This window comes from Methylobacterium sp. WL1, assembly GCF_008000895.1.
GTDB lineage: Bacteria > Pseudomonadota > Alphaproteobacteria > Rhizobiales > Beijerinckiaceae > Methylobacterium.
Map to the genome: position 1 here is coordinate 6,140,880 of NZ_CP042823.1, position 25,969 is coordinate 6,166,848.

The window sequence follows — 25,969 nt, forward strand, 5'->3', positions numbered from 1 at the left end:
ACGCCGTGGCTCAAGGTGGCTTTTCGAATACGCCGATGACGTTGTGTGCCCCGCCAAGATGACAAAATCGAACTGTTTATTATCCCGGGTGCAGATTTCGGCACGATCGATGCGATCGGGCATAACGGGTCTCCCGATGGGTGGCGGGATCCTGGTGCTGGGCTTCGAGGGCGGAGTCCGGACCGGCTGCGAGCCTCATCTGCCATCCCATGGTCGATCGCTTGCGCATCGCGATTCTCACGCACTCGACCAACCCCCGCGGGGGCGTAGTCCACGCCCTGGCGCTCGGCGAGGCTCTGTGCGACCTCGGGCATGAGGCGGTGGTCCACGCCCCCGACCCGACCGGTCGCGGTTTCTTTCGGGATGCACGCTGTCCCGTGGTCTCGGTCGCGGCCAAACCAATCGCCGAACCGACGGTCGCGCTGGTCCAGTCACGGATCGCTGATTACCTGTCTCATTTCTCGACGCCGGCGGCCTGCGACTTCGACATCTTCCATGCGCATTGCGGCATCAGCGGCAACGCGCTGGCGACCCTGACGCGGCGCCGCCTGATCCCCGGCTTCGTCCGCACGGTCCACCACATTGATACGCTGACAGATCCGCAGATGAGCCAGTGGCAGGAGCGGGCGATCGTCGATGCCGGGCGTCTGCTCTGCCTGAGCTCGTCCTGGGCCAAGGCCCTTGCGGCCGAATATGGCGCGCGGGCCGACGTTGTCGGCAGCGGCGTGGATGGTACCGTCTACACCCCTGAGCCGTCGCCCGGCGATCCGGCGCTGCGTGAGCGCATCGGCATCGGGCCCGGGCCGGTCTTCCTCAGCGTCGGCGGGTTCGAAGCGCGAAAGAACACGCTGGCGATCATCGCGGCCTTCGCGCGCCTGCGCCGTGATATCCCGGCCGCACAGCTCGTGATCGCGGGGGGCGTTTCGCTCCTCGACCATGCCGGCTACGAAGCCCGGTGCTACGCCGCCCTGGAGCGCGAAGGCCTGGAGGTCGGTCCCGGCAAGCCGGTCATCCGGACAGGGCCGATCGCTCAGGCGGATATGCCGGGCCTCTACCGCATCGCAGATACGCTGGTGTTTCCATCCCCACGGGGAGGCTACGGCCTATGCGTTCTGGAGGCGATGGCCAGCGGTACCGCCGTCATCGTCTCGGCACCGTCGCCCTTCGCTGAACAGCCGAACGTCGCAGCGGCCCTCGCAGTCCAGCCCGACGATCCCGAAGCGATCGCCGCCGCCATGCAGGCGAGCCTCGACCCGTCCCGGCACGCTCGCCTGCGCGCCAACGGTCTCGAGGTCGCCCGGGCCCACACCTGGGACGCCTGCGCCGCACGTCACCTGCCGACCTACGCGTCGTTCGCCCCCGGTCCGGCCCCGCTTTCGGCGATCGCCACGGGATCCGCCGCCTGGAACACCACCCGGATCGCGGGCGATGCCTGAGATGCGTTTCCATATCCGATGGCCGGACGGCAGCCGCGAGGCCTGCTATTCGCCGTCGTTGGTCATCAAGGACCATTCGGCGGTCGGTCAGGACTACGTCCTGGACGAGTTCCTGGCACCGATCCGGCTCGCCCTCGGCAGCGCCAGCGACAAGGTCCGTGAGCGGTACGGATTTCCTGAGGGCGGCCAGAGCCGCAACTGGCCCGGATCGAGGAAGCCGTGCGTCGTCAGGTGCCGGGCACGGTGCATGTCGAGGCGTTCGAGGAATGATGAATTCGAGATCGGCCCATGGCGCAGGCGGGGCGACCTGATCGAGGCTCGCTGCGTGAAGCTCCGCCAACCCGTGTCGAACCGACACAGAGCGGATCGCGGTTCAGGCGGCGTTCTCCGATAACCCGATCTGATCACATCAGGCGCAACCGATGATCGTCCGGATCGCCACGGCTCTCTTCGTGATGACCATCCCCGCAGCGGCCCAGACGCGCCCGTCGAGCACGACCATGACCTGCCAGCAGACCGTCCGGCTGGTCCAGGCCCGCGGCGCCCTGGTCCTCGGGACCGGCGGCCAGACCTACGATCGGTTCGTCCGGGACCGGTCGTTCTGCGAGCCGACCGAGATCGCGCGGCGCGCCTTCCGGCCGACCCGCGACAACCCGACCTGCCTGATCGGCTACACCTGCTACGAACCCGGTGCCGACGATTGGCCCGGCGAGGGTTTCTAGAGCATCCTCCCGAGAGCCGATTGCCGCTTTCGAGATGACGGTGATGCGCTGGCTCGCGCGGTTATGGACTGCGGACCTCAGCGACCGCCCGCCGCTTCCTCCAGGGTCACGATCACGCGCCGGTCCCCCGCCCTGCGGCTGAAGCCCGCGGCATCCAGGTGCTCGAGAAGCGGGATCGAGTACTTTCGCGAGATCCCGAGGGCCGCCCCGGCTTCCCGCGCCAGAAATCCGGTTTCCGGCGTCGTCGCGTTCGGGAATGCCTCCGCCAGCCGCGTGCGGGCGACCGTGACCGCGTCGCGGTGGAACAGCACGGCCCGGCGCTGCACCCGGTCGATGGCGCGGATCACCGTGCCGGCGCCGACGAGATAGGTCAGCGCCTCCCGGCGCCTGACATCACGGCCGACCGCCTCGTTTTCATCGGGCGGATTGAGTCCGGCCCGGCGGAACAGCTGCTCGAGCTTGCGCGCGGTCTCGCTCTCGTTGCGGGCCGGATCGAAATCGGACCTGCGCCAGAGTGCGCCGGCCTGAACCGTGCCCCCCGTGCCGGCGAGATCGCGCAGGACCAAGCTTGTCAGGACTTCAGGAATCGACAGCAGCCGGGCGAGGCGCTCCAGCGGGATGCCGTGCTCCATCGGGTTGTCCCGGTGATACTCGCTGAGCGCCGCCAACGCTGCGGCGCGCAGCGCCGCGAAGGCGGGAGCCCCGATGAAGCCGTCGCCGATCGCCCGGGCGCCGGAGGCCGTAAGGATCTGGCGGACCCGCTCGGTTCCGATGCCGGCTGCGCGGGCGAGTTCCGGCAGGGTCGCCCCCGCTGCACCGGCCTGCGACAGCCGGACCGTCACGGCGTCCGCCGGCTTCCCGGTCGCCAGCGCGCTGAAGTCGGCCAACACCCTGGCATCGTGCCGCCGCCGCCGACGGCTCACCGGATCGAGTACGCGGCCGCCGGCCACGGTCGCGGGCGGGGAATCGAGGCGGAGCACGAACGGCTCGCGAGCCGGCACGGTGATCGGCTCGGCGAGGTGCAACTGCGCCGGTGCGGTCGCGCCCGGTTCCAGCGTGTCGCGGTCCAGCAAGCGCAGGCGGGCCTCGACCTCGGTGGTCCCGAACAGGAGCCGGCATGCGCTGCCGCCGGGCAGCACCGCATCCGCACTGGCCGCAGCGGTCAGCGCCACGTCGAGCCAGTGCGACGGCGTCAGCAATCCGGGCACCGTCAGGGCCTGACCGCGCGCGATCTCGTCGAGACCGACGCCGCGCAGGGCTACGGCGGTCCGTCGTCCGGGCTCGGCGCGCTCGACCGGGCGTCCGTGGATCTGAAGGCTTCGCACCACCGCGCTGCGGCCGCCGGGCACAATCTCCAGGGTGTCGCCGATTGCGAGCGGCCCGCGCCGGAGGGTCCCGGTCACCACCGTGCCGAAGCCCGGACGGGTGAAGACCCGATCCACTGGCAGATACGGGAACCCGTCGTCGACACCGGTTTCCGCATCGGCGAGCAAATCGGCCAAGGCGCGGGCCAGATCCTCGACTCCGGTGCCGGCGTGCGTGGAGGTGGCGATCACCGGCCCTGCGACGATCCCGGCCCGGGAGGCGGCGGCGGCAATCTCCGCTGACCGCGTGGCGATCGCCTCGGGCGAGGCCAGATCAGCTTTCGTCAGCGCCAGCACGCCGCGGCGGACACCGATCAGCCGGGCGATCTCCAGGTGCTCGACCGTCTGCGGCTTGATCCCTTCGTTGGCATCCACCGCGAGCAGGACGGCACGCATGCCGGTGGCACCGGAGACCATGGCGCGGACGAACTGCTCGTGACCCGGCAGGTCGACGAGGTCGATCTCGCCCTGCGCGCTCGTCAGCAACGCGAAGCCCGGTACGATGGAGACCCCGCGGTCCCGCTCTTCCTTGAGCCTGTCCGTTTCGACTCCCGTGAGCGCCCGGACCAGGGCCGTCTTGCCGTGGTCCACATGCCCGATCACGCCGACCAGAAGTGTCTTCAAGGAAGTCACCGACCCGATTGTCTCCGCGTTGATGCCGTCCACGCAGCGCGCACCGCACTCACGGCGAGGGATTTCGTCTCGCTGAACCAACGTTGCGCGTTCGCCGCCCACCGGTCGAGGTCGTGACGCTGGAGGCAGATGAGTTGTGGACAATCGGGTTTGCCACGGCATTCCGGATTGGGAAAGCGTAAAAGTGAAGCGACTCAATACGCATGCCACGGACCGCTTCGGCCGATACCGTGGATACCCGGTGCAACCTCATATGCGTGCCGGGCGCCGGATCGGCACGATCGTGCACGTCCGATCAAGGACTTAGGGGCGGCCCCGATTGCCAGAAAGTCCGGATCGGCCCTAGATCGGCTTTCACGACGCCCGGATGCAAACCGGTGGGCGCCCCGCCGAGTTGAGAACCGGACGTTTCGAAGAGGAGAGCATGAGCGAGACCGATAGCCACGCCGTGGCCGCCCCCCGCGAGATTGAGCTGAAGCTCGATTGCGCGGGTCCCGACCTGACCGCGCTGGCGGCCCATCCCCGGCTTCAGGGATCCGAAGGCTCCGAGCCAGAACTCCTCGTCAGCAGCTATTACGATACCGCGGAACAGGATCTGCGCGCCGCCGGATTGACCCTGCGGGTCCGCAACCAAGGCGACCGCCACATCCAGACCGTGAAGGCCGGGCAGGGCGGTGTCGGATTGTTCGACCGGTCCGAGTGGGAGACCGAGATCGCGGGCGAGACGCCCGATCCCGCGGCCTGGGCCGAGACTGCAGCGGACAAGGTCCTGCGCAAGGCGGACGCGCCCCTGGTGAAGCTGTTCTCGACGGTGGTCACGCGTCGGGTCATCCCGGTTCTGCAGGGCACCTCGCGCATCCTGGTCACTCTGGACGAAGGTCGGGTCGAAAGCCCGGCCGGCGATACCCCGATTTGCGAGGTCGAACTCGAGCTCGCCGACGGCGAGCCCGCCGACCTGTTCGCCCTGGCACAGCATCTGGCCGAGACCGTTCCGCTGCGCCTGAGCGCCACCGCCAAGAGCAGCCGCGGCTTCGCCCTGGTCGACGCGACCAGCCCGTCCTCGGTCAAGGCCGAGCCGGTGGTGCTGCCCGAGGGGGCGAGCGTCGGCGACGTCTTCCGCCGGGTGGCCCGCGCTTGCCTGCGCCACCTGCGCCTTAACGAGACCGCGTTCCTTGCGGGCCATGCGCCGGAGGCCCTGCACCAGATGCGCGTCTCGCTGCGGCGCCTGCGCTCGGCCCTGTCGCTGTTCGCCCCCATGCTGGAGACCGACCCACGCGCGGCCACCTTCGGCGACGAGATCAAGCGCGTCACCGAACCGTTCGGGCATGCCCGCAACCTCGACGTGTTCCTCGGTCATACCCTGCCGAACCTCGCCAAGGAGCGCCCGGACGACACCGACCTCACCGCCGTGCGCGAGCTGGCCGAGGCCGAGCGCGCCAAAGCCTACGACGCAGTCCTGGCGATCCTGGAGAGCCCCCAATGGCGCGGCCTGATCATCGACTTCGCCGGCTGGGTCGAGGCTGGGTCTTGGGCGGTCCAGGATGCCGCCGCCGAGGACGGCAGCACCTTCGCGGCGCGCGTCCTGGATCGGGCCCGCGAGCGTCTGAAGAAGCGCGGCCGGGGCTTGAAGAAGCTCGATCCGCACACCCGCCACCGGGCACGGATCGCCGCGAAGAAACTGCGCTACGGCGCCGAATTCTTCGCGGGGCTCTACACGAAAAAGAAGGCGCGGCGTCGCCAGGACAAGTTCGGCACCGCGCTCTCGGACCTGCAGGATCACCTCGGCGCGCTGAACGACCTGGAGACGGCGCGCACGATGATGGAGAGCCTGGGCGGGGCGCCGATGCCCGGTCCGGACGACGCGAGCACCCGGGAGCTTCTGATCGAGGCCGCGGAGGCGCGCGCCGAGCTGCTGGACGTCAAGCCGTTCTGGCGTTGACAGACGCTGCCTGATCCCGCGTTTCCCGGCCGAGACGGCGGATCCGTGCCCGATTGCGATCGGGTCCGGCACGGATCTCGCGACGCTTCGTCGATCGGAATGCCGGCCTGGGCCGACGTCCCCGGCGAGGAGCGCGGATGGCCCATGCCTATCGGTTCGGGATGGAGGAAGAGTTCTTCCTCGCCGACGCCCGCACGCGCGGCTCGCCGCGAGCCCGGCTGAAGGCGTTCCACGCAGCCGTCAAGGCGCGGCTGGACACAGTCGAGCGTGAGCAACTCCAGTGTCAGATCGAGATCGCCTCACCCCCGACCGACGACACCGAAGCGGCGCGGGGCCATCTGGCGGAGCAGCGCCGGAGGCTTTCTGAAATCGGTTCTGAGCGCGAAATCCTGCCTTTCGCGGCCGGGACGCATCCGACGGCCCGGTGGCGGGACCAATCTGCCACCGACAAGGCCCGCTACCACGGCATCATGGCCGACCTGCGGATGGTCGGGCAACGCAACCTCGTCTGCGGACTGCACGTCCATGTCGAGGTACCGGATCCCGACACCCGCATCGACCTCATGGGGCGGCTGCTGCCGTTCCTGCCGGTGCTGCTCGCGCTCTCGAGCTCCTCGCCGTTCTGGCAGGGCGAACGGACCGGGATGGCCGGCTATCGGACCCGCGCCTACGCCGAGTTGCCCCGCACCGGCCTGCCGGAACTCTTTGCCGGCCCGGCCGACTACGCCCGCTACGTCGACGTGATGACCCGCAGCGGCGCCATCGCGGATGCGACCTTCCTGTGGTGGCAGATTCGCCCGTCCCTCAAATATCCGACTCTCGAGCTGCGCGTCGCGGACAGCTGCCCTCGCCTCGACGACGGACTCTGCATCGCCAGCCTGTTCCGCTGCCTGGTGCGTCGGGTGGTCCGGGACCAAACACGCCATGCCGGGATGACGGCCGCCTCCCGGGGCTTCATCCGTGAGAACCTGTGGCGGGCCGAACGCGACGGGGTGAAGGCCAAGCTGATCGACGAGGCGCGGGAGCAGGCGGTGCCGATGACCGAGACGGTCGAGACATTGCTCGAGGAGACGGCAGAGGATGCCGAAGCGCTCGGCTGCGCGGAGGCCTGCGCGCACGCCCGGACCATCGTGGCGGAAGGATCGAGCGCCGATCGACAGCTCGCGATCTTCTCCGCAGCCCGCAAACGCGGGGCCCGGGAACGCGAGGCCCTGTCGGCGGTGGTGGATCTTCTCGCCCAGGAAACCGCCGCCGGACCGGCGAGCGCGGTTGGGGCCACGCGCGCACCGTCCCGACGGCGTTGAACAAAAACCGGGCGCGCCCGAGGGGGGGATGGCAGGCCCGGGATCTGTCCGACCGCGCTGGGGACGCGGTTGAATGCATGATTCACAGACGGATGTTGCTGGCGAATTTCTGGCGGTCGCCTGTTGCGAAGCTCCGACCCAAGATCCGAACCGCGTCGCGTTGACCAAGCGCCTCACAGCCCCTTCCTTCGCGACCGCGGTCTGCTATCCCTCCCGCTCCGGCGGACATCCTCGAATATTCGGCATGAGCCTTCTTAGCGACATTTTCGGCCATGTCGGCCGTACCGTGACAGCCTATGCGGGCGACAAGGCGCTGATGCTCGCGGCTGTCTCGGCCGCCGCCAACGTCATCGTCGCCGACGGCGAGGTGGCGAGCGAGGAGTTCGACACGGCCCTGCACGGTCTGCGCGCCGATCCGGTCCTGGTGAAGGGCTACGACGCGCTGATGCTGGAGACGGAGCTGTACGAAGGGATCGCTCGGGCCCGCACCCGTCTCGGCCGGGCCGAGAATCTCCGCCATGTTGCCGCCGTCGCGGATCGGCCGATGAGCCAGCGGGAGAACGTCTTCCTGATCGCCGCCGACGTCGCCGACCAGGACGGGATCAGCGGCATCGAAGCGAACGCCCTGGGCGAGATCGCCATCGCGCTGCAGGTCGACGGCGAGGCATTGTTGCGCGCCAATCCGGTACGCCGGCCTCCGGTCTGATCCCGCCGGCTGGCATCACCGTTGCTCCGGGCCGGCCCATCGCCTGATAACGGTGACCGAGAAACGATTCGCACGGCCCAGCGCCGTGAGAGGACCCGCCATGCCCGAAACCACCCCGAGCAAGACCGATAACCTGCGCGCGAACGGATCGCGCCTGTGGGCCACGATCCTGGAGACGGCGACGTTCGGCAGTACGCCGGCCGGCGGCATCAACCGCCTGACTCTGTCGCCCGAGGATGGTTGCGTGCGCGACTGGTTCCGGGAGGCCTGCGAGACGGCCGGCCTCACGGTCTCGGTGGATGCGCTCGGGACCCAGTACGCCGTGCGGCCGGGGCGAGACATGAGCCGCGCGCCGATCGCGTTCGGATCGCATCTCGATACGCAGCCGACCGGCGGCAAGTTCGACGGCGTGCTCGGAGTCCTGGCCGGTCTGGAGGTGATGCGCAGCCTGAACGATGCCGGGATCGAGACCGAGGCACCCTTGATGGTGGTCAACTGGACCAACGAGGAGGGCTCGCGCTTCGCCCCTGCCATGATGGCGTCGGCGGCCTATGCGGGTGACTTCACGACGGACGAGATCCTGGCCAAGCGCGACGCGGCCGGCGTCACCGTCGCCGAAGCCCTGGCGGCGATCGGCTATCACGGCGGCGAAGCCGTCGGTGCACGCGAGATCGGTGCCTTCGTGGAACTGCATATCGAGCAGGGCCCGATCCTTGAGGCCGAAGGCAAGACTATCGGGGTGGTCGAGGGCGGCCAGGGCATCATGTGGTTCGACGGGCGAATCACCGGCTTCGAGAGCCACGCCGGCACCACGCCGATGCCGCGCCGCCGGGACGCGCTGTTGGCCCTCTCCGAGTTCGCGCTGGCGGCCGAGCGGATCGCCCTGGCGCATGCGCCGACCGCGGTGGCCACGATCGGGGAGGCCGTGATCCTGGCCCCTTCGCGCAACGTTGTGCCGGGGCGGGTCGCCTTCACGGTCGACGTGCGCGACCCCCGATCCACAACCCTGGACGCCATGGAGGCGAGCCTGCGCGAGGCCGCGACCGAGATCGCCGAGCGACGCCGGCTTGAGGTCGCCCTGACCCGGATCTGGCGCAAGGAACCGGTGCCGTTCGATCCGGCGATCGTGGCCGCCGTGGATGCCGCCGCCGAGAGCCTCGGGCATCCGCGGCGCCGGATTATCTCGGGGGCCGGGCACGACGCCTGCAACCTAGCCGCTAAGGTGCCGACCGCGATGATCTTCGTGCCGTGCAAGGATGGCGTGAGCCATAACGAGTCTGAATCCGCCACGCCGGGCGATTGCGCGGCCGGTGCCGACGTCCTGTTGCAGACGGTGCTCCGCCTCGCCAACGCGCCCCGGACGGACCAGACCGCGCGATGATCTTCGCCCCGCGCATCCAGGACCGCCTCGACGCGCTGGCTGCGATCACCGCCGAGCCCGGCGCCATCACCCGCCTCTACCTGACACCCGAGCAGGCGCGGGCCGAGGCGCTGGTGGCGGGATGGATGCGCGAGGCCGGCCTGACCGTGCGGCACGATGCCGTCGGCAACCTGATCGGCCGCCTCGAAGGTCCTGACCCGGGTGGTCCGGCTCTCGTCATCGGATCCCATCTCGATACGGTCCGCAATGCCGGCCGCTACGACGGGCCGCTCGGCGTGGTCGCCGGGATCGCCTGCGTCGAGGCTCTAGCGCGCGACGGCATCCGCCTGCCGCACGCCTTGGAAGTGGTGGCTTTCGCCGACGAGGAGGGTGTCCGCTTCGCCGCCACCCTCATCGGCAGCCGCGCCTTCGCGGGCCGCCTCGACCCGGCCGTCCTCGATGCCACGGATGCGGATGGGATCTCCCTCGCCGCGGCATTGCGGACGTCCGGGCTCGACCCCGCGGCGATCGCGTCCGCGGCGCGTCCGCCGGTCGCGATTCTCGGCTACCTCGAACTGCATATCGAGCAGGGGCCGATGCTCGAGAAGGCCGGCCTGCCGGTGGGCGTCGTGACCGCAATCTCGGGCGCCAGCCGCCTGGAATTCACCTTGGTCGGCGAGGCCGGCCATGCCGGCACTGTCGCCATGGGCGAGCGGCGCGACGCCTTGGCGGGCGCCGCGGACTGCGTGCTCGCCGTGGAGGCACGATGCCGCGACGAGCAGCATCTGGTCGGCACCGTCGGCCGGATGGTGGTCGAACCGGGCGTCGGGAACACGATACCCGGGCGGGTGCGATTCACGCTCGATCTTCGCGCGCCCGACGACGCTCAGCGCCTCGCCGCGCTCGCCGACATCCAGGCGGATTTCAATGGCATTGCGGCGCGCCGCAACCTCGATCTCGGCGTCAGCCTCCTGCACGAGGCCGGGGCGGTGCCGTGCGATCCCGGGCTGACCGCGCTGATCCGCGACGCCATCGCGGCCGAGGGCCTGCCCGTCGTCGCTCTGCCGAGCGGCGCCGGGCATGACGGCATGGCGGTGGCGGCGATCGCACCGATCGCCATGGTGTTCGTGCGTTGCCTAGGCGGCATCAGCCACAACCCCGCCGAATTCGCGAGCATTGCCGATATCGAGACAGGGGCGCGGGTGCTGTTCGGGGCGCTCAGAGCGTTTTCGGCTTCGCGGCGCGCAGCCTGAACGGCATACACGGACCGGGTGTACGCCGCCGGAAAATCCCGTACAGACGCGCCATGAGCGCGCGATCCCATCGCGACGCCAGGGGCCGGCCGCTGATCGCGGTGACGGGCATCGGCGTCGTCTCCTCCCTCGGTCAGGGCCAAGCCGATACCTGGGCGGCCCTCTGTGCGGGCCGGTCCGGCATCCATGCCATCGCCCGATTCTCGACTGAGGGTCTCCGCACCCGCATCGCCGGCACCGTTGATTTCCTGGATACCGATCCGCTGATTGCCCCGCTCCTGTCCGAGCGCTTTGCCGCGGAGGCCGCCGAGGAGGCGGTCGCGCAGGCCGGCATCGGCACGAAGGGTGATTTCCCGGGGGCCCTGTTCATCGCGGTCCCCCCCGTCGAGATGGAATGGCCGCAGCGCCAGGCGCTCGCCGAGGCCGCCGGCGGCGACGGCTCGGTCGATTACGCCGGGTTGCTCCGGGCCGCTGCGACCCGGCGCTTCGATGATTGGCACGACCTGTTCATCTTCGGCACCGTGGCCGATCGCATCGCCGACCGGTTCGGCACCAAGGGCTCGCCGATCTCGCTTTCCACCGCCTGCTCCTCCGGCGCCACGGCGATCCAGCTCGGTGTCGAGGCGATCCGCCGGGGCGAGACCGCAGCGGCGCTCTGCATCGGCACCGACGGCTCCGTGAACCCGGAATCGCTGATCCGGTTCTCGCTGCTCTCGGCGCTCTCCACGCGCAACGATGTCCCCGCGGAGGCCTCGAAGCCGTTCTCGAAGGATCGGGACGGCTTCGTGATGGGAGAGGGCGCGGCCGCCCTGGTCCTTGAGGATGCGGAGGCCGCAATCGCCAGGGGCGCCAGGATCCTCGGCTACGTGCTCGGCTGCGGCGAGAAGGGCGACGGTTTTCATCGCACCCGCTCCAGCCCTGACGGAGCGCCGGTCATCGCGGCGATCCGGGCCAGTCTCGACGATGCCGGGCTCGCCCCGGAGGCAATCGACACGGTCAATGCGCACGGCACCTCGACGCCCGAGAACGACAAGATGGAGGCTTTCGGGCTCGCCGCGGTCTTCGGCGCCCGCGCCCCGTCCCTGCCGGTGACCTCCAACAAGTCGATGATCGGCCACACGCTGACCGCAGCCGGTGCCATCGAGGCGGCGGTCTCGCTGCTGACGATCCAGCATGGCCGCATCCCGCCGACCATCAACCACCGGATGGCGGATCCAGTGATCGGCCTCGATGTGGTGGAGACCGCCCGGGACATGACGGTGCGGACGGTGCTGTCGAATTCGTTCGGATTTGGCGGCCAGAACACTTGTCTGGTCTTCGGGGCGGAGCCGGCGTGAGCGGCACGCCCGAAGCACGGCGCGTCCTCGTCACCGGCGGCGCCTCGGGGGTCGGCCTGGCGATCGTACGGGCGCTGGCACGCGCCGGGCACGCCGTCGACTTCACTTACCGCTCCTCGGCCGAGGCTGCCGAGGCGTTGCTCGCCGAGCTGCACGAGGCTCATCCGGACCGCACTTTCACCGGTCACGCCTTGGACCTTGCCGACAAGGCCGCCCTCGAGGGCTTCTGCGAGGCCGCGGAGGCGACGGCCTATTACGGCCTCGTCCACAATGCCGGTCAGGCCAGCGACGCCCTGGCGGCGATGTTCGACCAGGAGCGGGCCGAGGCGGCCATGCAGGTCAACTTCTTTTCCCTGACGCGGATCGCCAAGGCGCTGATGCGCGAGATGATCCGCGCCCGGGCGGGCCGCGTCATCGCCATCGGTTCTGTGGCCGCCCTGCGGGGCAATGCCGGAAACGCCGCATACTCGGCCAGCAAGGGCGCGCTGATCGCCTATTGCCGCACGCTCGCGATCGAGACCGCCAAGCGCGGGGTGACGGTCAACGTCATTGCGCCGGGCTTCGTCGACACCGCCATGATGGCGCGTTACGCCGCGCACCGCGCCGGGATGGAGCGCCAGATTCCAGCCGGCCGGTTCGCCCGGCCCGAGGACGTCGCCGCTCTGGCCGCGTTCCTCATGGGCGACGGGGCGGCCTACATCACCGGAGCAGTCTTGCCGGTGGACGGCGGTCTCACCGCGATGATGGGCGTCCACCGCGCCTGATTGCAGTTCCGCTTGCGTGTCTCCGTTGTAGGCTCGCGGCTTTCGCCACCGCCGTGATAAGTCCGACGCCCTCAATTCCCCTCGCACGCGCGATGCTTTAGCGACCTGCCAATGCGCGCCCGCCTCGCCCTCCTCGCCGGACTCTGCCTCGCCGCTCCGCTCGTCCCGGGCCGTGCCCGTGCCGAACCGGAATCGTACCGGATCTCGGGGCTCTCCCCCGGCGAGCCGCTCTCGATCCGCGCCGAGCCGGACGCCGCGGCCGAACAGGTCGGCGAGATCCGCACCCGTGCCCTGGTCTTCGGCTGCACCGCCGATACGCCGAGCCGGGCGACGTGGTGCCGGGTCAAGGCCGGGCGAACCGTGGGGTGGGCGCGGCGGCGTTACCTGGCGCCGGAACGATGAAAGACGACATGCGAGCCCTACAGCTATTCGGCGACCGCGACCTGCGCTTGAACGAGGTCGAGGCCCCCGCCGCGCCGGGGCCCGGCGACGTGCAGCTCCGTATCCGTGCGGTCGGCCTCAACTTCATCGACGTCTGGGGCTTTCGCGGCATGGCGTTCGCCAAGCGCAAGATGCCGCTCATCGTCGGCGCCGAGGCGGCCGGCGTCGTGCAAGCGGTCGGCGCAGGCGTCACCGCTGTCGCGCCCGGCGATCGGGTCGTGCCCTACGGGGCGATGACCTGCGGGCAGTGCCGGGCCTGCCGGGAGGGCCGCGACAACCTCTGCGAGGATGTTTCCGGCGTGATGGGTTTCCACGTCGATGGTTTTGCGCGCGAGCTGGTGACTGTGCCGGCCCGTCTGGTCGTGAAGGTGCCGGATGGCGTCAGCGACACGGACGCAGCCTGTGCGGGCATCGCCTTCGGCACCGTCCAGCACATGCTGTTCGACAACGCCCGCCTGGAGCCGGGAGAGAGCGTCCTGGTCCATGCCGGCGGCTCCGGCATCGGAACCGCGGCGATCCGCATGGCCAAGGCGATCGGCTGCACCGTCTACACCACGGTCGGCGACGACGAGAAGGGTCGGAAGGCGACGGAGCTCGGAGCCGACCACGTCATCAACTACCGCACCGAGCGATTTGAGGGCGAGGTCCGCCGGCTGACCAAGCGCAAGGGCGTCGATGTGGTGTTCGAGCATGTCGGCGCCGATACCTGGAACGGCTCGCTGCTTTGCCTGAAGCGCGGCGGTCGGCTGGTGACCTGCGGCTCGACCTCCGGCGTCTCGGCGACCATGAACCTGATGCAGCTGTTCCAGCAGCAGTATCGCATCACCGGCTCATTCGGCTGCTCTCTGGCAAACATCGCGCAGGCCCTCGACAAGATGGCCCAGGGGATCCGCCCGGTGGTCGATACGGTCTACCCGCTCGGCGACTTCGCGCAGGGGCTGGAGCGGCTCGAATCCCGCAAGGTGTTCGGAAAGATTCTCGTCAGCCTGTAGCGGTCGGCGCTGCGTCCTGGGATCTCCTCCCGGACGCCTTGCCCAATGCTGGCCTGCCATCGTTCCGAAGGGCGGCGGCCATCTTGCGCGGCGATGCGCTATCGCACCGCGGCGGACATGGTTTAAGCGTCGCCTTACACGCGAACTGCCGGGCCTGCCCGCATCGTGCCCGGGAAACCAACGTGCTGCGCCTTGCTCTCATTCTCAGACGATCGTTCCCCCGGCTTGCCGGATTCGCCATGATCCCGTTGATCCGCGCCCTGGTCTGGCTGGCCCGCGCCCTTGGTCCGGATCGCTCGACCGCGCTCGGCGCAGCGCTCCTGCGCACGGTCGGACCATGGCTGCCGGCCCATCGCACCGCCATGGCGAACCTGCGCGGGGCGTTTCCCGACATGCCGGAGGCAGAGCGGAAGCGCATCGCCCTGGAGGCCTGGGACAATCTCGGGCGGACCGGCGCCGAATACGCCCACCTCGATTCGCTGTTCGACTACGATCCCGACGCCACCGGTACGATGCGCACGGAGGTTGCGGGGATCGAGCACTTCGCGGCCCTGCGCGACGACGGTCGGCCCGGGCTGATCTTCTCCGCCCACCTCGGAAACTGGGAACTCCCGGCGATCTGCGCGGCCCGGTTCGGCCTCGACGCGACCGCCGTCTTCCGACCGCCCAACAACCCGGCCGCCGCGCGCCTCGTGCAGGAGGTCCGCCGGCGTTCGATGGGGGGCCTGGCGGCGTCGACCCCCGGCGCCGTCTTCGCCATGCGGGACGTGGTCGAGAACGGCGGCCATCTCGGGCAGCTGATCGATCAGCACTTCACCCGCGGCGTCGTGGTCGATTTTCTCGGGCGGCCCTGTCTGGCCAACCCGCTGCTCGCCAAGCTCGTCCGGCACTACGACTGCCCGGTTCACGGCGTCCGGGTGATCCGCTTGCCGAAGGGCCGATTCCGGCTCGAACTGACGCCGCCGCTCGATCTGCCGCGCAACGCTGACGGGGTGATCGATGTGACCGGCGCCATGCAGGCGATGACGGCGGTCGTGGATGGCTGGGTGCGCGAGCATCCCGGCCAATGGCTCTGGATGCACCGCCGGTGGCGGCCGGACATGTTGCCTAAGGCGAGAAATCTCCCACAGGCCGCTCAACCGATGGTAGAGGCCTCTCAAGCCAACGTGATTTCCCACACGGCGTCCCAACCGCTCTGATGGATCGATGACGCATCGGCACCGCGCCCGTACCAGGACCGGCGAAAGCCGCGCGCTGTGCGCTGCCGCGCTGCTGTGCGCGGTCTCGGCTTCGGCGCAGGCGCGGGCGGAGCCGGTCCGCGCCGTCGTGGAGCTGTTCACCAGCCAGGGCTGTGGCGCCTGCCGGAGTGCCGACCCCGTGATCCGCGACCTGGCACGCCAGCCCGGCGTGGTCGCGCTGACCCTGCCGGTGACCTACTGGGATTATCTCGGCTGGAAAGACACCCTGGCGATGCGGCCTCTGACCGAACGTCAGCGCGCCTACGCCAGGGCTCGCGGCGCCCGGCAGGTCTTCACGCCGCAGATCGTGGTCGACGGCAGCGGCTTCGCGGTCGGATCGGATCGAGCGGCCCTCGAACGCTTGATGCGCGAGGCGACGCAGCACGGCGGGCTGCCGATCCCGGTCCGCGGCGAGATGCATGGCGACCGGATCACCGTCGAGGTCGGCGCCGCGCCGGACACCAGGACCGACACCCGCGGCGACGTCTGGCTCGTGCCCGTGCTGCGCAGCCGCGCCATCGCAATTCAGGGCGGGGAGAACGGCGGCCGGACGGCCACCTATGTCAACGTCGTGCGCGGCATGCAGCGTCTCGGCACCTGGGCCGGCCAGCCGACGCGGTTCGATGTCCCGTGCACCATGGCGGAGATCGCCGAGGCCGACAGCTGGGTCGTTCTGGTACAGAGCGCCGCCGAAGGCCGCCCGGGCCGTATCCTCGGCGCCGCCAAGGGCCCGGGCCTGTAGGGCTACGGTCTACTTCTGCAGGGTGATCGGATCGATCGGGCGGCGGCCCTGCTGGCGGCGGCGTTCTTCCGAGGCGTGCGCCAGGGCGCCGAGCTTCGCATCCAGGCGCTCGGAGGACCGGCCGACCAGCTCGATGGTCCCGTCGAGGAGCCGACTGGTCAAAGCGACGGTGCCCGTCACCCCGCCGACCACGACAGCCCTCGTGACGCGGCCGATCCACTTGAAGATACGCATTGTCGGTTTCGAGCTTTCCCGGTTTCGGCGCCTGATGCACCTCACCACGCGGAGATAGAGCGGACAGCCCGGTGCCCGATGCGACCGAAGGCGGCGTCGCCCGCGCCCGGGGCAACGGAACCTTCCCGCAATGCGGTCGGAGCCAGCATCGCCGATGAGCCCGCCGCTTCGACTACGGAGAGGCGCCGCCGCTCCTATCGCTTGGAAGCCGGGCGCCGGTGTCGCATATGCGGTGCCGGTGGCACCGAACCAGCCCGGCGGCAGGCTCGTTGCACGCCCGAGGTGGTCCGCCGGACCGTGCGGACGCCCATCACCGGGTTTTCGGCCATGCGGCGACGCCATCTGCTCTCCGGGATGCTCGCCACGCTGTCGCTGACGGCGCGGCGGGCCACCGCCGCGGAGACCGGGGTCGATGTTCTCCTGGTGCTCGCGGTCGATGTCTCGCTGAGCATCAGCGCGTCGCGCTTCGAGTTGGAGCGACGGGGCTATGCCGAAGCCTTCGGCGACCGGCGCGTCCTGCAGGCGATCGCCGAGGGGAAGCGCGGGCGCATCGCTGTGGCGCTGTTCGATTGGGCGGGGCCCGGTGAGCAGCAGGTCGCGGTCGACTGGATGACCATAGCTTCGGCCGCCGATGCCGCCACCTTCGCCGCGCGGCTGGCCGGAGCATCGCGCCCCTTCTACGGCCGGACCGCCATCGGGTCGGCGATCGGTTTCGCGTCCATGCTCATCGATAGCTCGCCCTACCGCGCAGAGCGGACGGTGATCGACATCTCCGGGGACGGCACCAGCAATTCCGGCCGCGCGATCGCCGAAGCCCGGGATGCCGCCGTGGCGCTGGGCACCACGGTCAACGGCATCGTCATCCTCACCGATCCCACCGGGATGCCGGGGTATTTGAAAGAGCACACCAATCCCCCAGACGGGCTGGCCGCCTACTACCGGGAGACCGTGATCGGCGGGGAAGGAGCGTTCGTCATGACCGCGCAGAGCTTCGAGGCATTCGGCCGGGCGCTCATCGCCAAGCTGGTGCGCGAGATCTCCTGATACCAGCCGACGACATCCGGGCTCCCGCGTCACCCGCGGTTCTCGCGCCCTGCGTGCAGGGGCGCTAGGTTTCCCGTGAACGCGCCCGGCGAGGCGCGACTCAGGGAGGAAGTCCGATGCTGGTCACGGCCGACAGGCTGTCCGCCTATCCCGTCATCACCCTGCGGCCGGACGACGGCGTCGCGGTCGCCAGGACTGCGATCGAGCCGGGCACGCCGGTCGCCCCGGGCGTGATGGCCGTCGAGCGGATCCTGCCCGGCCACAAGGTCGCGGTCCGTCCCCACCGCTCGGGCGAGGCTGTGACCAAGTACGGACAGATCATCGGCTTCGCCAAGGACGACATCGCGGCCGGCCGGCACGTCCACGTGCACAATCTCGGCATGGGCGAGTTCGCTCGCGACTACGCGTTCGGGGTCGATGCGCGCCCGACCCGGCTGGTCGCGCCACCCGCGACCTTCCAGGGCATCCGCCGCCCGGACGGGCGGGTGGCGACGCGCAACTATGTCGGCATCCTGACCTCGGTGAATTGCAGCGCGCATGTCGCCGACCTGATCGCGGACGCGTTCCGGCGCCACCCGATCCTCGGCCTCGATCCGCTGGCCGCTTACCCGAATGTCGACGGCGTCGTCGCGCTGACCCATAAGACCGGCTGCGGCATGGCCATGGGTGAGCCGCTGCGGCTCCTGCGCCGGACGCTCGCGGGCTATGCCCGCCACGTCAACTTCTCGCACATCGTGATGATCGGGCTCGGCTGCGAGGTGAACCAGATCGGCGCCTTCCTGGAGGAGCAGGGCCTGGGCGACCGGATCCGCAGCATGAACATCCAGACGCTCGGCGGCACGCGCAAGACCGTCGAGGCCGGCATCGCGTTCGTCACGGGAATCCTGGCCGAGGCGAACGTGGTGCAGCGGGAGACCGTGCCGGCGAGCGAGCTGATCGTCGCCCTGCAATGCGGTGGCTCGGACGGCTATTCCGGCGTTTCCGCCAACCCGGCGCTCGGGATCGCCAGCGACCGCGTGGTCGAGAACGGCGGCACCGTGATCCTGTCGGAAACCACCGAGACCTACGGGGCCGAACACCTGTTCACCCGGCGCGCTGTGTCCCCGGAGGTTGGCCAGAAGCTCGTCGATCTGATGCGCTGGTGGGAAGAGTACACCCGTCGGGAGGGCTCGGAGATCGACGCCAACCCGTCCCCCGGCAACAAGGCCGGCGGCCTGACCACAATCCTGGAAAAGTCGCTGGGTGCCATGGCCAAGGCTGGCAGCACCAACCTGGTCGACGTGGTCCGCTACGCCGATCCAGTCATCGCCAAAGGCTTCGTGTTCATGGACACCCCCGGCTACGATCCGGTCTCCGCGACCGGGCAGGTGGCCGGCGGGGCGAACCTCGTGTGCTTCACCACCGGGCGCGGCAGCGTGTTCGGCTGCAAGCCGTCCCCGTCGATCAAGATCGCCACGAACTCGGCCATGTACCAGCGGCTCGAGGAGGACATGGACGTCAATTGCGGCACGATCCTCGACGGCGAGGAAAGCGTCGAGCAGGCCGGCCAACGGATCTTCGAGCTGATCCTTCGGGTCGCCAGCGGCGAGCGGACGAAGAGCGAGCAGTTCGACTTCGGATCGTCGGAATTCGCCCCCTGGCAGCTCGGCGCAACCGTCTGATTTGACGGCGATCGAAGTCTCAATTGCTGTTGCGAGCGTAGCGGAGCCACTTCGGAGAATGGGCCCTCCGGAGATCGCGCTGTTCGAACGACACGCCCGGATGCGAGATCAGAGATCCATCCGCACGACGTTTGGAAAACCCAGGATGAAATCCGCCCCGAAGGCGGTGACCGGCGTGTGGAACCCGGCCGGGATCCCACCCGCCGCCACGCGCCGGGCGACTTCCAGCGCTGTCAGGACGGTGAGCGTATACCCCTCGGGGGTCTCCATCCGGCTTGCCGCGCGCCTGCCGTTCTCATCCCAGGCCTCGGCCAGGAACGTGCTGCGCGCCGTCGCCCGCGCGGCCGCCGACGGGCCCTCCGGCAGGCGGTCGATGCCGCGATTGATGAGGCGCTGCACCGTGCCGCCGGCGATGATCCGCCGGAAGCCAGCGGGCAGGCCCGCTGCGGCAGACATGGCGGGGAGCGCCTCAAAAAACACCTCGATGTTGGGGACCCGCGTCGAGTACCAAGCGCTCGACACGTCGCCCCAGCCGAGCCCCACCGTGCGCCGAGGTCCGCGGCCGAAATCCGCGCTCCCGCGGGGCGGGCTTGGCAACTCGACGATGCGGCCGGCGCGCCGCACCCGCGTGCCCCAGGCGATGCCCTCGACCATGGTGCGGGCCGTCCCGCGGCTGAAGCCACCGAAACCGCCGATGGAGATCCGCAGGTTCGTGGCGCCGGGTAGCCGGCCGGCCACGTGGGCGGCCAGGCAATCGCTCGGCACAACGTCGAAGCCGGCGGCGGGCAGCAGCACGATGCCGGCCGCCTGCGCATCGGCGTCCCGGGCGGCGAGCGACTCCAGCACGTCGATCTCGCCGGTGATGTCGACGTAGTGCGTCCTTGCGGCCAGGCACGCCTCGGCCATGGGGCGGGCCGTCCTGGAGAAGGGTCCGGCGGCGTGGATCACCGCGGCGACGCCGGCGAGCGCGTCCCGCAGCCGGTCCGGGGCATCGAGGGGGGCCGCCCTCCAGTCGAGCCCGAGCCGGTCGGCCAGCGGTCGCAGCTTGTCCGGATCGCGGCCGGCCAGGATCGGGCGAAGGCCCTGCACACGGGCATGTTCGGCCAGGAGCGTCCCGGTGTAGCCGGTGGCTCCGTAGATCAGGATCGCGGTCATGACCGTCCCTCTATCATGGCCCGAGCAGGAGGGGACTGCGTACGGCCGTCCGTCACATGGCGGCCGGTCACAAGGCGATCCTGGCAGGTGCGCGAGACCCGTGCGCTGAGCGGCACCCGATCCGCGTCGGCAGCCACCTTTCGGGACGATGCCCCGGAGACGTAGCCTGGTGCACGCAGGCGGTGAGTTTTTTCAGCCCGAGGAAGCGAACATGCCAGAATCAGGCGTTCTGCACCGTCCCGCCGTCCCGACGGACGACCCGTTCACGGCCTTCGCGGACGACGTGGTCTCCCTGTCGCCACTCCGGGCCGCGATGGTCGCGGCGTGTCGGCGCCCCGAGCCGGATTGCGTGGCACCGCTCCTCGATCTCGCCCGCTTGCCGCCCGACGCGGCCGGGCGCGTCGCCAACATAGCCCGGCGTCTGGTGGAAGGGCTGCGTCGCAACACCCGCCGCGGCGGCGTCGAAGGCCTGATCCACGAATACGCGCTCTCCAGTCAGGAGGGCGTGGCGTTGATGTGTCTCGCCGAAGCGCTGCTGCGCATTCCCGACGCCGCCACCCGCGATGCGCTGATCCGGGACAAGATCGCCGGTGGCGACTGGGCCGCGCATCTCGGCCACAGCCCGTCGCCCTTCGTGAACGCCGCGACCTGGGGCCTGCTGGTGACCGGCCGGCTCACGGCGACACGCAGTGAATCCGGGCTGTCGGCGACGCTGACCCGCCTGATCGCGCGCGGCGGTGAACCGCTGATCCGCAAGGCGGTCGATCTCGCCATGCGGCTGATGGGCGAGCAGTTCGTCACCGGGCGCGACATCGGAGAGGCCCTGCGCAACGCCGCCCAGGTGGAGGCGAGGGGGTTCACCTACTCCTACGACATGCTCGGCGAGGCTGCCCTCACCGCCGAGGACGCGGACCGTTATCTGAGCGCCTACCAGGAGGCGATTCGAGCGATCGGGGATGCGTCTGCCGGGCGCGGCGTCCTCTTGGGGCCGGGCATCTCGATCAAGCTGTCGGCGCTTCATCCCCGATACACAAGATCCCAGCGCGGGCGCGTGATGGCGGAACTGGCGCCCCGCATCCGGGACCTCGCCCGTCTCGCCAAGCGCTACGAGATCGGTCTCAACATTGACGCCAAGGAGGCCGACCGCCTCGACCTGTCCCTCGACATCCTCGAGACGCTGGTCTTCGACCCGGGTCTCGCCGGATGGGATGGGCTGGGCTTCGTCGTACAGGCCTACGGCAAGCGCTGCCCATTCGCGATCGATGTGCTGATCGACCTGGCCCGGCGCAGCCGGCGGCGGCTGATGGTTCGTCTGGTGAAGGGCGCGTACTGGGACAGCGAGATCAAGCGCGCGCAGGTGGACGGGCTCGCGGACTTCCCGGTCTTCACCCGCAAGCTGCACACGGACGTGTCCTACCTCGCTTGCGCGCGAAAGCTCCTCGCCGCACCCGAGGCGATCTTTCCGCAATTCGCCACCCACAACGCACAGACGCTGGCCAGCATCGTCGAGATGGCGGGCCCCGATTTCCGCCTCGGGCGATACGAATTCCAGTGCCTGCACGGCATGGGGGAGCCGCTCTACGAAGCGGTGGTCGGCGGGGCCGACCTCGACAGGCCGTGCCGGATCTACGCGCCGGTGGGCACCCACGAGACCCTGCTGGCCTATCTCGTGCGGCGGCTCCTCGAGAACGGCGCCAACAGCTCCTTCGTGAACCGGGTCGGCGACGTGTCCGTGCCGGTGGACGCGCTGATCGCCGATCCCGTCGCCGCCGTCGCGGCGATGCCGGTCCCGGGCGCACCGCACGAGCGGATCGCCCTGCCACGCGATCTCTACGGACTCAGCCGTGCCAATGCCGCGGGCCTCGACCTGGCCGACGAGGCCGTCCTGGGCCGACTCGCTGCGGCGCTGGCGGAAAGCGGGAGGACGCCCTGGCGCGCCGTGCCGTCGGGGGCCGATCCGGCCTCAGCCGATACGCCCGTGCACAACCCCGCCGACCATCGGGACGTGGTCGGGACAGTCCGCGCCGCGTCGGTCCCCGCCATCGAGGCGGCGCTCGCCCGGGCGGAGGCGGCAGCCGAGACCTGGGCGGCGGTGGAGACCGAGACGCGCTCCGCGCGTCTGCGCACCGCGGCCGACGCCTTCGAGGCACGGATGCCGGTGCTGATCGGGCTGATCGTGCGCGAGGCCGGCAAATCCTCCGCCAACGCCGTCGCGGAGATCCGCGAGGCCGTGGATTTCCTGCGCTACTACGCGGCCGAGGCCGAGCGGACTCTCACCGGCCCGCACGCCCCGCTCGGTCCGGTCGTCTGCATCGCCCCCTGGAACTTCCCGCTGGCGATCTTCGTCGGGCAGGTCGCCGCCGCCCTGGCGGCCGGCAACCCGGTCCTGGCCAAGCCCGCCGCGGAGACGCCGCTCACGGCCTGGGAGGCGATCCGCTTGCTGCACGGCGCCGGCATCCCGGAGGATGCCCTGCAGATCCTTCCGGGGGCCGGCGACGTCGGGGCGGCCCTGGTCGGCGACGCCCGCGTGCAGGGCGTGATGTTCACCGGCTCGACCGGCATCGCAAAGACGATCCAGGGACGTCTCGCCGAGCGCCTGGGCTGCGACGGCGAGCCGATCCCGCTCGTCGCGGAGACGGGCGGTCAGAACGCCATGGTGGTCGATTCCTCCGCCCTGGCCGAGCAGGTGGTCGCCGACGTCATCGCTTCGGCGTTTGATTCCGCCGGCCAGCGCTGCTCGGCCCTGCGTATCCTGTGCCTTCAGGAGGAGATCGCGGACCGTACCGTGGACATGCTGCGGAGCGCCATGCGCGAGCTGGTCGTCGGCGATCCCCGCCGGCTCGCAGTCGATGTCGGCCCTGTCATTACCCAGGCGGCGGCCGAACGCCTGAACAAGCATGTCGAGACGATGCGGGGACGCGGCTTCGCCATCCACCAGGTTTCGCTGCCGGCCGAGACGGCGAACGGCACCTTCGTTCCGCCCACGCTCATCGAGATCACCCGCGTCGCGGATGTCGAGCATGAGGTGTTCGGGCCGGTCCTGCATGTCCTGCGGTACGCGCGCCACGATCTCGGCCGCCTGTTGGACGAGATCGACGCCACCGGTTACGGCCTGACGTTCGGCCTCCAGACCCGCATCGACGAGACCGCCGACCGGATTCTCGACCGCGTCGGGGCCGGCAACCGCTACGTCAACCGCAACGTCATCGGCGCGGTGGTCGGCGTCCAGCCCTTCGGCGGGTCCGGGTTGTTCGGTACCGGGCCCAAGGCCGGCGGTCCGCTTTATCTCGGCCGCTTGCTGAAGCGGCCGCCGGCTTCCGCGCTCGATGGTCTTGAGGGCTCAGGCGATTTGGGCCGACGCTACGCGGCGTGGCTGCGAGTCCGTGGGTTCGGCCCGCTCGCCGACACCGTTGCAGCGTTGCCTCCGATCCAGGGCGCGGAGATTGCGCTCGCCGGGCCGGTCGGGGAGCGCAATCTCTACGCGTTGCGCCCACGCGGGCGCGTCGCGGCGATCGCCGAAACAGAGCGCGGCCTGATCCTTCAACTCGGTGCGATCATCGCCACCGGCAACCGCGCCGTGGTGCTGAGTCCGGACAGGATCTTCGCGATCTTGGCCGAGCTACCGGCCGAACTCGCGGCCCGGGTCGAACGCGCGGCGGATCTCAGGCAGGCCGGCGAGGTCCGGGCGGTGCTGTACGAAGGCGGACCCGAGGGTTTGCAGGCGCTGAACCGCGCCATCGCCCACCGTCCCGGCCCGATCCTTCAGGTTCAGGCCCGCGCAATCGACGCGCTTGCGGCAGGCGACCTGTATGCGCTCCCTGGCTTGATCGAGGAGCGCTCGACCGCGATCAACACCACGGCCGCCGGTGGCAATGCCAGCCTTCTGGCGATCGGCTAATCGATCAGGCCGACCGGCGCAGGTTCCAGAACAGCGGCAAACCAGTGAGCATACCGTCCAGGTCGCGCCGGTAGGCGGTGGGCTGGAAATACTGGCCGCACGGAATGTAGGCGCCGACCTCCAGGGCCCGGGCCTGGATGGTCGCCGCCAAGGCCTTCTGGGCGCCGACATCCGGGGCTGCGAACCACGCGGCGCGCATCTCCTCCAGGGGCGCATCCGTCAGCCAACTCGGGACGCCGGCCCGGCCGTTGCCGCGGGCCGCCAAGTGGTAGGCCGGCGAGATCATGTCGAGCCCACCGGAGAAGATGCCGAACATCGACCAACCGCCCTGGTCGAGCGGCTTCGCATTGAGGATCCGCTGATTCACCGTGCCCCAGTCGGTGGAGACGACGTCGAGGTTCATCCCGAGCTTACGGCAGAGGTCGGCCATCACCTCGCAGACCGCGTTGATCCGCGGCACGTCGGTGCCCGCCAGCAGCACGACCCGCTCGCCGTTGTAGCCGGCCGCCGCCAGCGCCCGCTTGGCGCCTGCGAGGTCGCGCGGACCGGTGAACACCGACATCCCAGCCTCCGAAGCCATCGGGCCGCCGGGGGTGAAGATGCCCGCGGGACCGCGCCGGATCGACGGATCGCTGCCTGCGACCGCGTCCATCATCTCGTTCTGATCGACGGCCGACAGGAGCGCCCGGCTGATCGCGGGATTGTCGAAGGGCGGCAGGGTATGGTTGAGGCGGATCTGCCCGATCAGGCCGGTCGTCTCCACCAGTTCGACGCGCACGTCCCGCTGGCGCAGCAGATCGGGCACGAGGTCGACCAGCGGCTGCTCCCACCAATCGATCTCGCCCGAACGCAGGGCGCCGGCCGCGGTGGCGCCATCGGGGATCGTACGCCATTCGATCCGGTCGAAATGCGCGATCCGGGGGCCGGCGGTGAAGCTCGGCGTGCCGTCCTCGCGGGGCCGGTAAGCCTCGAACCGGCGGTAGACGTTGAGGGAGCCCGGTACGCGCTCGGTCGCGACGTAGCGATAGGGCCCGCTGCCGACGATCTCCGCCACGGCTTGCGTGGCCGGCGTCGCGCTCAGCCGTTCCGGCATGATCACCGGCAGGTAGGAGGTCGGCTTTGCCAGGGCGTCCGGGAGAAGCGGGAACGGCTTCTTGAGCCGGAACTGCACAACGGTGTCGGACGGGGCCGAGAGTTCGTCGACGGTGGAAAACAGCGCGCCCCCGAAGGCATCGCGCCCGGACCAGCGCTTGAGGCTCGCCACCACGTCGCGGGCGAGAACCGGGGTGCCGTCGTGGAAGCGTAGGCCGTCGCGCAGGGTCAGCCGCCAGGTCAAACCGTCCGGCGATACGTCCTGGCTCCCGACCATCTGCGGCTGCGCGCGGTAGGACGCATCCAGGCTGTACAGCGTGTCGAACACCATCAACGCGTGCGTGCGTGTGACGTAATTCGTGGTGATGATCGGATCGAGCAGAGCGAGGTCTGCGTAAGGCACGAAGCGGAGTGTCGTGGCTGAGGCCGCCCGGACCAGGGCAGGGCGTGCCATGGCTCCGGCCATCAAGGCGCCAGCGCCTCGCAGCAGAGTGCGTCGCTTCATACCGTCGTCCCGCTCCGATCCAGGGTTGCCGACGCGGATCCGCGCAGCGCTTCCCGGTTGCAAAGCCTACTCCAGCAGCCGGACCCTTACCGGTCAGGATTGAGACAGCCGTCCCGGTCTGAAGCCAGACGGCCCATATCGGAACGCGA

20 protein-coding genes and 1 pseudogene are annotated in these 25,969 nt (G+C 69.9%); 17 read left to right on the plus strand and 4 right to left on the minus strand.

The window, feature by feature from the left end:
• Positions 1 to 209 precede the first annotated feature (209 nt).
• The 3 genes and pseudogenes from FVA80_RS29875 (at position 210) to FVA80_RS29885 (ending at position 2,158) form a co-directional block, all read left to right on the plus strand.
• Positions 210 to 1,436, plus strand: coding sequence for an MSMEG_0565 family glycosyltransferase (locus tag FVA80_RS29875; RefSeq protein ID WP_147907062.1), 1,227 nt, complete (start codon positions 210 to 212; stop codon positions 1,434 to 1,436).
• Positions 1,429 to 1,706, plus strand: a pseudogene (locus FVA80_RS29880) (MSMEG_0570 family nitrogen starvation response protein). The gene FVA80_RS29875 and the pseudogene FVA80_RS29880 overlap by 8 nt, the downstream one beginning before the upstream one ends.
• 152 nt (positions 1,707 to 1,858) lie before the next feature.
• Complete coding sequence (locus tag FVA80_RS29885) at positions 1,859 to 2,158, plus strand: hypothetical protein (RefSeq protein WP_147907063.1); 300 nt, start codon at positions 1,859 to 1,861, stop codon at positions 2,156 to 2,158.
• Between the two features lie 77 nt (positions 2,159 to 2,235).
• Here FVA80_RS29885 and selB read toward each other — a convergent pair whose 3' ends face one another.
• Positions 2,236 to 4,188, minus strand: a complete 1,953-nt coding sequence (gene selB, locus FVA80_RS29890) for a selenocysteine-specific translation elongation factor (protein ID WP_147907064.1) — start codon at positions 4,186 to 4,188, stop codon at positions 2,236 to 2,238.
• A 391-nt stretch (positions 4,189 to 4,579) separates the two neighbouring features.
• Between selB and FVA80_RS29895 the strand changes: the two genes are divergently transcribed.
• The 11 genes from FVA80_RS29895 to FVA80_RS29945 all read left to right on the plus strand — a co-directional run bounded on the left by FVA80_RS29895 (position 4,580) and on the right by FVA80_RS29945 (position 16,231).
• Positions 4,580 to 6,094 (plus strand): CYTH and CHAD domain-containing protein, encoded by a 1,515-nt coding sequence (locus tag FVA80_RS29895; RefSeq protein ID WP_147907065.1) that lies wholly within the window; start codon positions 4,580 to 4,582, stop codon positions 6,092 to 6,094.
• Between the two features lie 137 nt (positions 6,095 to 6,231).
• Entirely contained in the window at positions 6,232 to 7,398 is a 1,167-nt protein-coding gene (locus FVA80_RS29900; protein ID WP_147907066.1) for a carboxylate-amine ligase, read from the plus strand.
• Between the two features lie 244 nt (positions 7,399 to 7,642).
• Positions 7,643 to 8,104 (plus strand): tellurite resistance TerB family protein, encoded by a 462-nt coding sequence (locus FVA80_RS29905; RefSeq protein WP_147907067.1) that lies wholly within the window; start codon positions 7,643 to 7,645, stop codon positions 8,102 to 8,104.
• 100 nt (positions 8,105 to 8,204) lie between these two features.
• Positions 8,205 to 9,485 (plus strand): Zn-dependent hydrolase, encoded by a 1,281-nt coding sequence (locus tag FVA80_RS29910; protein ID WP_147907068.1) that lies wholly within the window; start codon positions 8,205 to 8,207, stop codon positions 9,483 to 9,485.
• Positions 9,482 to 10,717, plus strand: coding sequence for an allantoate amidohydrolase (locus FVA80_RS29915; protein ID WP_147907069.1), 1,236 nt, complete (start codon positions 9,482 to 9,484; stop codon positions 10,715 to 10,717). The genes FVA80_RS29910 and FVA80_RS29915 overlap by 4 nt, the downstream gene beginning before the upstream one ends.
• 53 nt (positions 10,718 to 10,770) lie before the next feature.
• Positions 10,771 to 12,054 (plus strand): beta-ketoacyl-ACP synthase, encoded by a 1,284-nt coding sequence (locus FVA80_RS29920; RefSeq protein WP_147907070.1) that lies wholly within the window; start codon positions 10,771 to 10,773, stop codon positions 12,052 to 12,054.
• Positions 12,051 to 12,818 carry an SDR family oxidoreductase gene (locus FVA80_RS29925; RefSeq protein ID WP_147907071.1) on the plus strand — a complete coding sequence of 256 codons (768 nt, stop codon included), beginning with the start codon at positions 12,051 to 12,053 and terminating at the stop codon, positions 12,816 to 12,818. The genes FVA80_RS29920 and FVA80_RS29925 overlap by 4 nt, the downstream gene beginning before the upstream one ends.
• 111 nt (positions 12,819 to 12,929) lie before the next feature.
• Positions 12,930 to 13,220, plus strand: coding sequence for an SH3 domain-containing protein (locus FVA80_RS29930; RefSeq protein WP_147907072.1), 291 nt, complete (start codon positions 12,930 to 12,932; stop codon positions 13,218 to 13,220).
• Positions 13,221 to 13,228: 8 nt separating this feature from the next.
• Positions 13,229 to 14,251 (plus strand): zinc-binding dehydrogenase, encoded by a 1,023-nt coding sequence (locus FVA80_RS29935; RefSeq protein ID WP_147907073.1) that lies wholly within the window; start codon positions 13,229 to 13,231, stop codon positions 14,249 to 14,251.
• Positions 14,252 to 14,433: 182 nt separating this feature from the next.
• On the plus strand, positions 14,434 to 15,450 hold the full coding sequence (locus FVA80_RS29940) for a lipid A biosynthesis lauroyl acyltransferase (protein WP_147907074.1): 1,017 nt from the start codon (positions 14,434 to 14,436) through the stop codon (positions 15,448 to 15,450).
• Between the two features lie 7 nt (positions 15,451 to 15,457).
• Positions 15,458 to 16,231: a DUF1223 domain-containing protein gene (locus FVA80_RS29945; RefSeq protein ID WP_147907075.1), complete on the plus strand. Its 774-nt coding sequence runs from the start codon at positions 15,458 to 15,460 to the stop codon at positions 16,229 to 16,231.
• Between the two features lie 9 nt (positions 16,232 to 16,240).
• Here FVA80_RS29945 and FVA80_RS29950 read toward each other — a convergent pair whose 3' ends face one another.
• Positions 16,241 to 16,465 carry a hypothetical protein gene (locus FVA80_RS29950; RefSeq protein WP_147907076.1) on the minus strand — a complete coding sequence of 75 codons (225 nt, stop codon included), beginning with the start codon at positions 16,463 to 16,465 and terminating at the stop codon, positions 16,241 to 16,243.
• Positions 16,466 to 16,792: 327 nt separating this feature from the next.
• On the opposite strand from FVA80_RS29950, the gene FVA80_RS29955 reads away from it, so the two are divergent.
• Together FVA80_RS29955 and FVA80_RS29960 are read left to right on the plus strand one after the other, a co-directional pair.
• Entirely contained in the window at positions 16,793 to 17,509 is a 717-nt protein-coding gene (locus FVA80_RS29955; protein WP_147907077.1) for a DUF1194 domain-containing protein, read from the plus strand.
• Positions 17,510 to 17,646: 137 nt separating this feature from the next.
• Positions 17,647 to 19,170: an altronate dehydratase family protein gene (locus tag FVA80_RS29960; RefSeq protein WP_147907128.1), complete on the plus strand. Its 1,524-nt coding sequence runs from the start codon at positions 17,647 to 17,649 to the stop codon at positions 19,168 to 19,170.
• Positions 19,171 to 19,278: 108 nt separating this feature from the next.
• Here the strand turns inward: FVA80_RS29960 and FVA80_RS29965 are convergent, their stop codons facing one another.
• On the minus strand, positions 19,279 to 20,325 hold the full coding sequence (locus tag FVA80_RS29965) for a saccharopine dehydrogenase NADP-binding domain-containing protein (protein WP_147907078.1): 1,047 nt from the start codon (positions 20,323 to 20,325) through the stop codon (positions 19,279 to 19,281).
• A 211-nt stretch (positions 20,326 to 20,536) separates the two neighbouring features.
• On the opposite strand from FVA80_RS29965, the gene putA reads away from it, so the two are divergent.
• Positions 20,537 to 24,223, plus strand: a complete 3,687-nt coding sequence (putA, locus tag FVA80_RS29970) for a trifunctional transcriptional regulator/proline dehydrogenase/L-glutamate gamma-semialdehyde dehydrogenase (protein WP_147907079.1) — start codon at positions 20,537 to 20,539, stop codon at positions 24,221 to 24,223.
• 4 nt (positions 24,224 to 24,227) lie between these two features.
• Here the strand turns inward: putA and FVA80_RS29975 are convergent, their stop codons facing one another.
• Positions 24,228 to 25,820, minus strand: a complete 1,593-nt coding sequence (locus tag FVA80_RS29975; protein WP_147907080.1) for an ABC transporter substrate-binding protein — start codon at positions 25,818 to 25,820, stop codon at positions 24,228 to 24,230.
• Positions 25,821 to 25,969: the final 149 nt, after the last annotated feature.

Bases quoted from the DNA above. Each gene is read 5' to 3' on its own strand.
- FVA80_RS29955 (WP_147907077.1), top strand. From the start codon at position 16,793: ATGCGGCGACGCCATCTGCTCTCCGGGATGCTCGCCACGCTGTCGCTG.
- putA (WP_147907079.1), top strand. From the start codon at position 20,537: ATGCCAGAATCAGGCGTTCTGCACCGTCCCGCCGTCCCGACGGACGAC.
- FVA80_RS29930 (WP_147907072.1), top strand. From the start codon at position 12,930: ATGCGCGCCCGCCTCGCCCTCCTCGCCGGACTCTGCCTCGCCGCTCCG.
- FVA80_RS29965 (WP_147907078.1), bottom strand. From the start codon at position 20,325: ATGACCGCGATCCTGATCTACGGAGCCACCGGCTACACCGGGACGCTC.
- FVA80_RS29945 (WP_147907075.1), top strand. From the start codon at position 15,458: ATGACGCATCGGCACCGCGCCCGTACCAGGACCGGCGAAAGCCGCGCG.
- FVA80_RS29935 (WP_147907073.1), top strand. From the start codon at position 13,229: ATGCGAGCCCTACAGCTATTCGGCGACCGCGACCTGCGCTTGAACGAG.
- FVA80_RS29875 (WP_147907062.1), top strand. From the start codon at position 210: ATGGTCGATCGCTTGCGCATCGCGATTCTCACGCACTCGACCAACCCC.
- FVA80_RS29885 (WP_147907063.1), top strand. From the start codon at position 1,859: ATGATCGTCCGGATCGCCACGGCTCTCTTCGTGATGACCATCCCCGCA.
- FVA80_RS29975 (WP_147907080.1), bottom strand. From the start codon at position 25,820: ATGAAGCGACGCACTCTGCTGCGAGGCGCTGGCGCCTTGATGGCCGGA.
- FVA80_RS29895 (WP_147907065.1), top strand. From the start codon at position 4,580: ATGAGCGAGACCGATAGCCACGCCGTGGCCGCCCCCCGCGAGATTGAG.
- FVA80_RS29915 (WP_147907069.1), top strand. From the start codon at position 9,482: ATGATCTTCGCCCCGCGCATCCAGGACCGCCTCGACGCGCTGGCTGCG.
- FVA80_RS29910 (WP_147907068.1), top strand. From the start codon at position 8,205: ATGCCCGAAACCACCCCGAGCAAGACCGATAACCTGCGCGCGAACGGA.
- FVA80_RS29950 (WP_147907076.1), bottom strand. From the start codon at position 16,465: ATGCGTATCTTCAAGTGGATCGGCCGCGTCACGAGGGCTGTCGTGGTC.
- FVA80_RS29900 (WP_147907066.1), top strand. From the start codon at position 6,232: ATGGCCCATGCCTATCGGTTCGGGATGGAGGAAGAGTTCTTCCTCGCC.
- FVA80_RS29905 (WP_147907067.1), top strand. From the start codon at position 7,643: ATGAGCCTTCTTAGCGACATTTTCGGCCATGTCGGCCGTACCGTGACA.
- FVA80_RS29920 (WP_147907070.1), top strand. From the start codon at position 10,771: ATGAGCGCGCGATCCCATCGCGACGCCAGGGGCCGGCCGCTGATCGCG.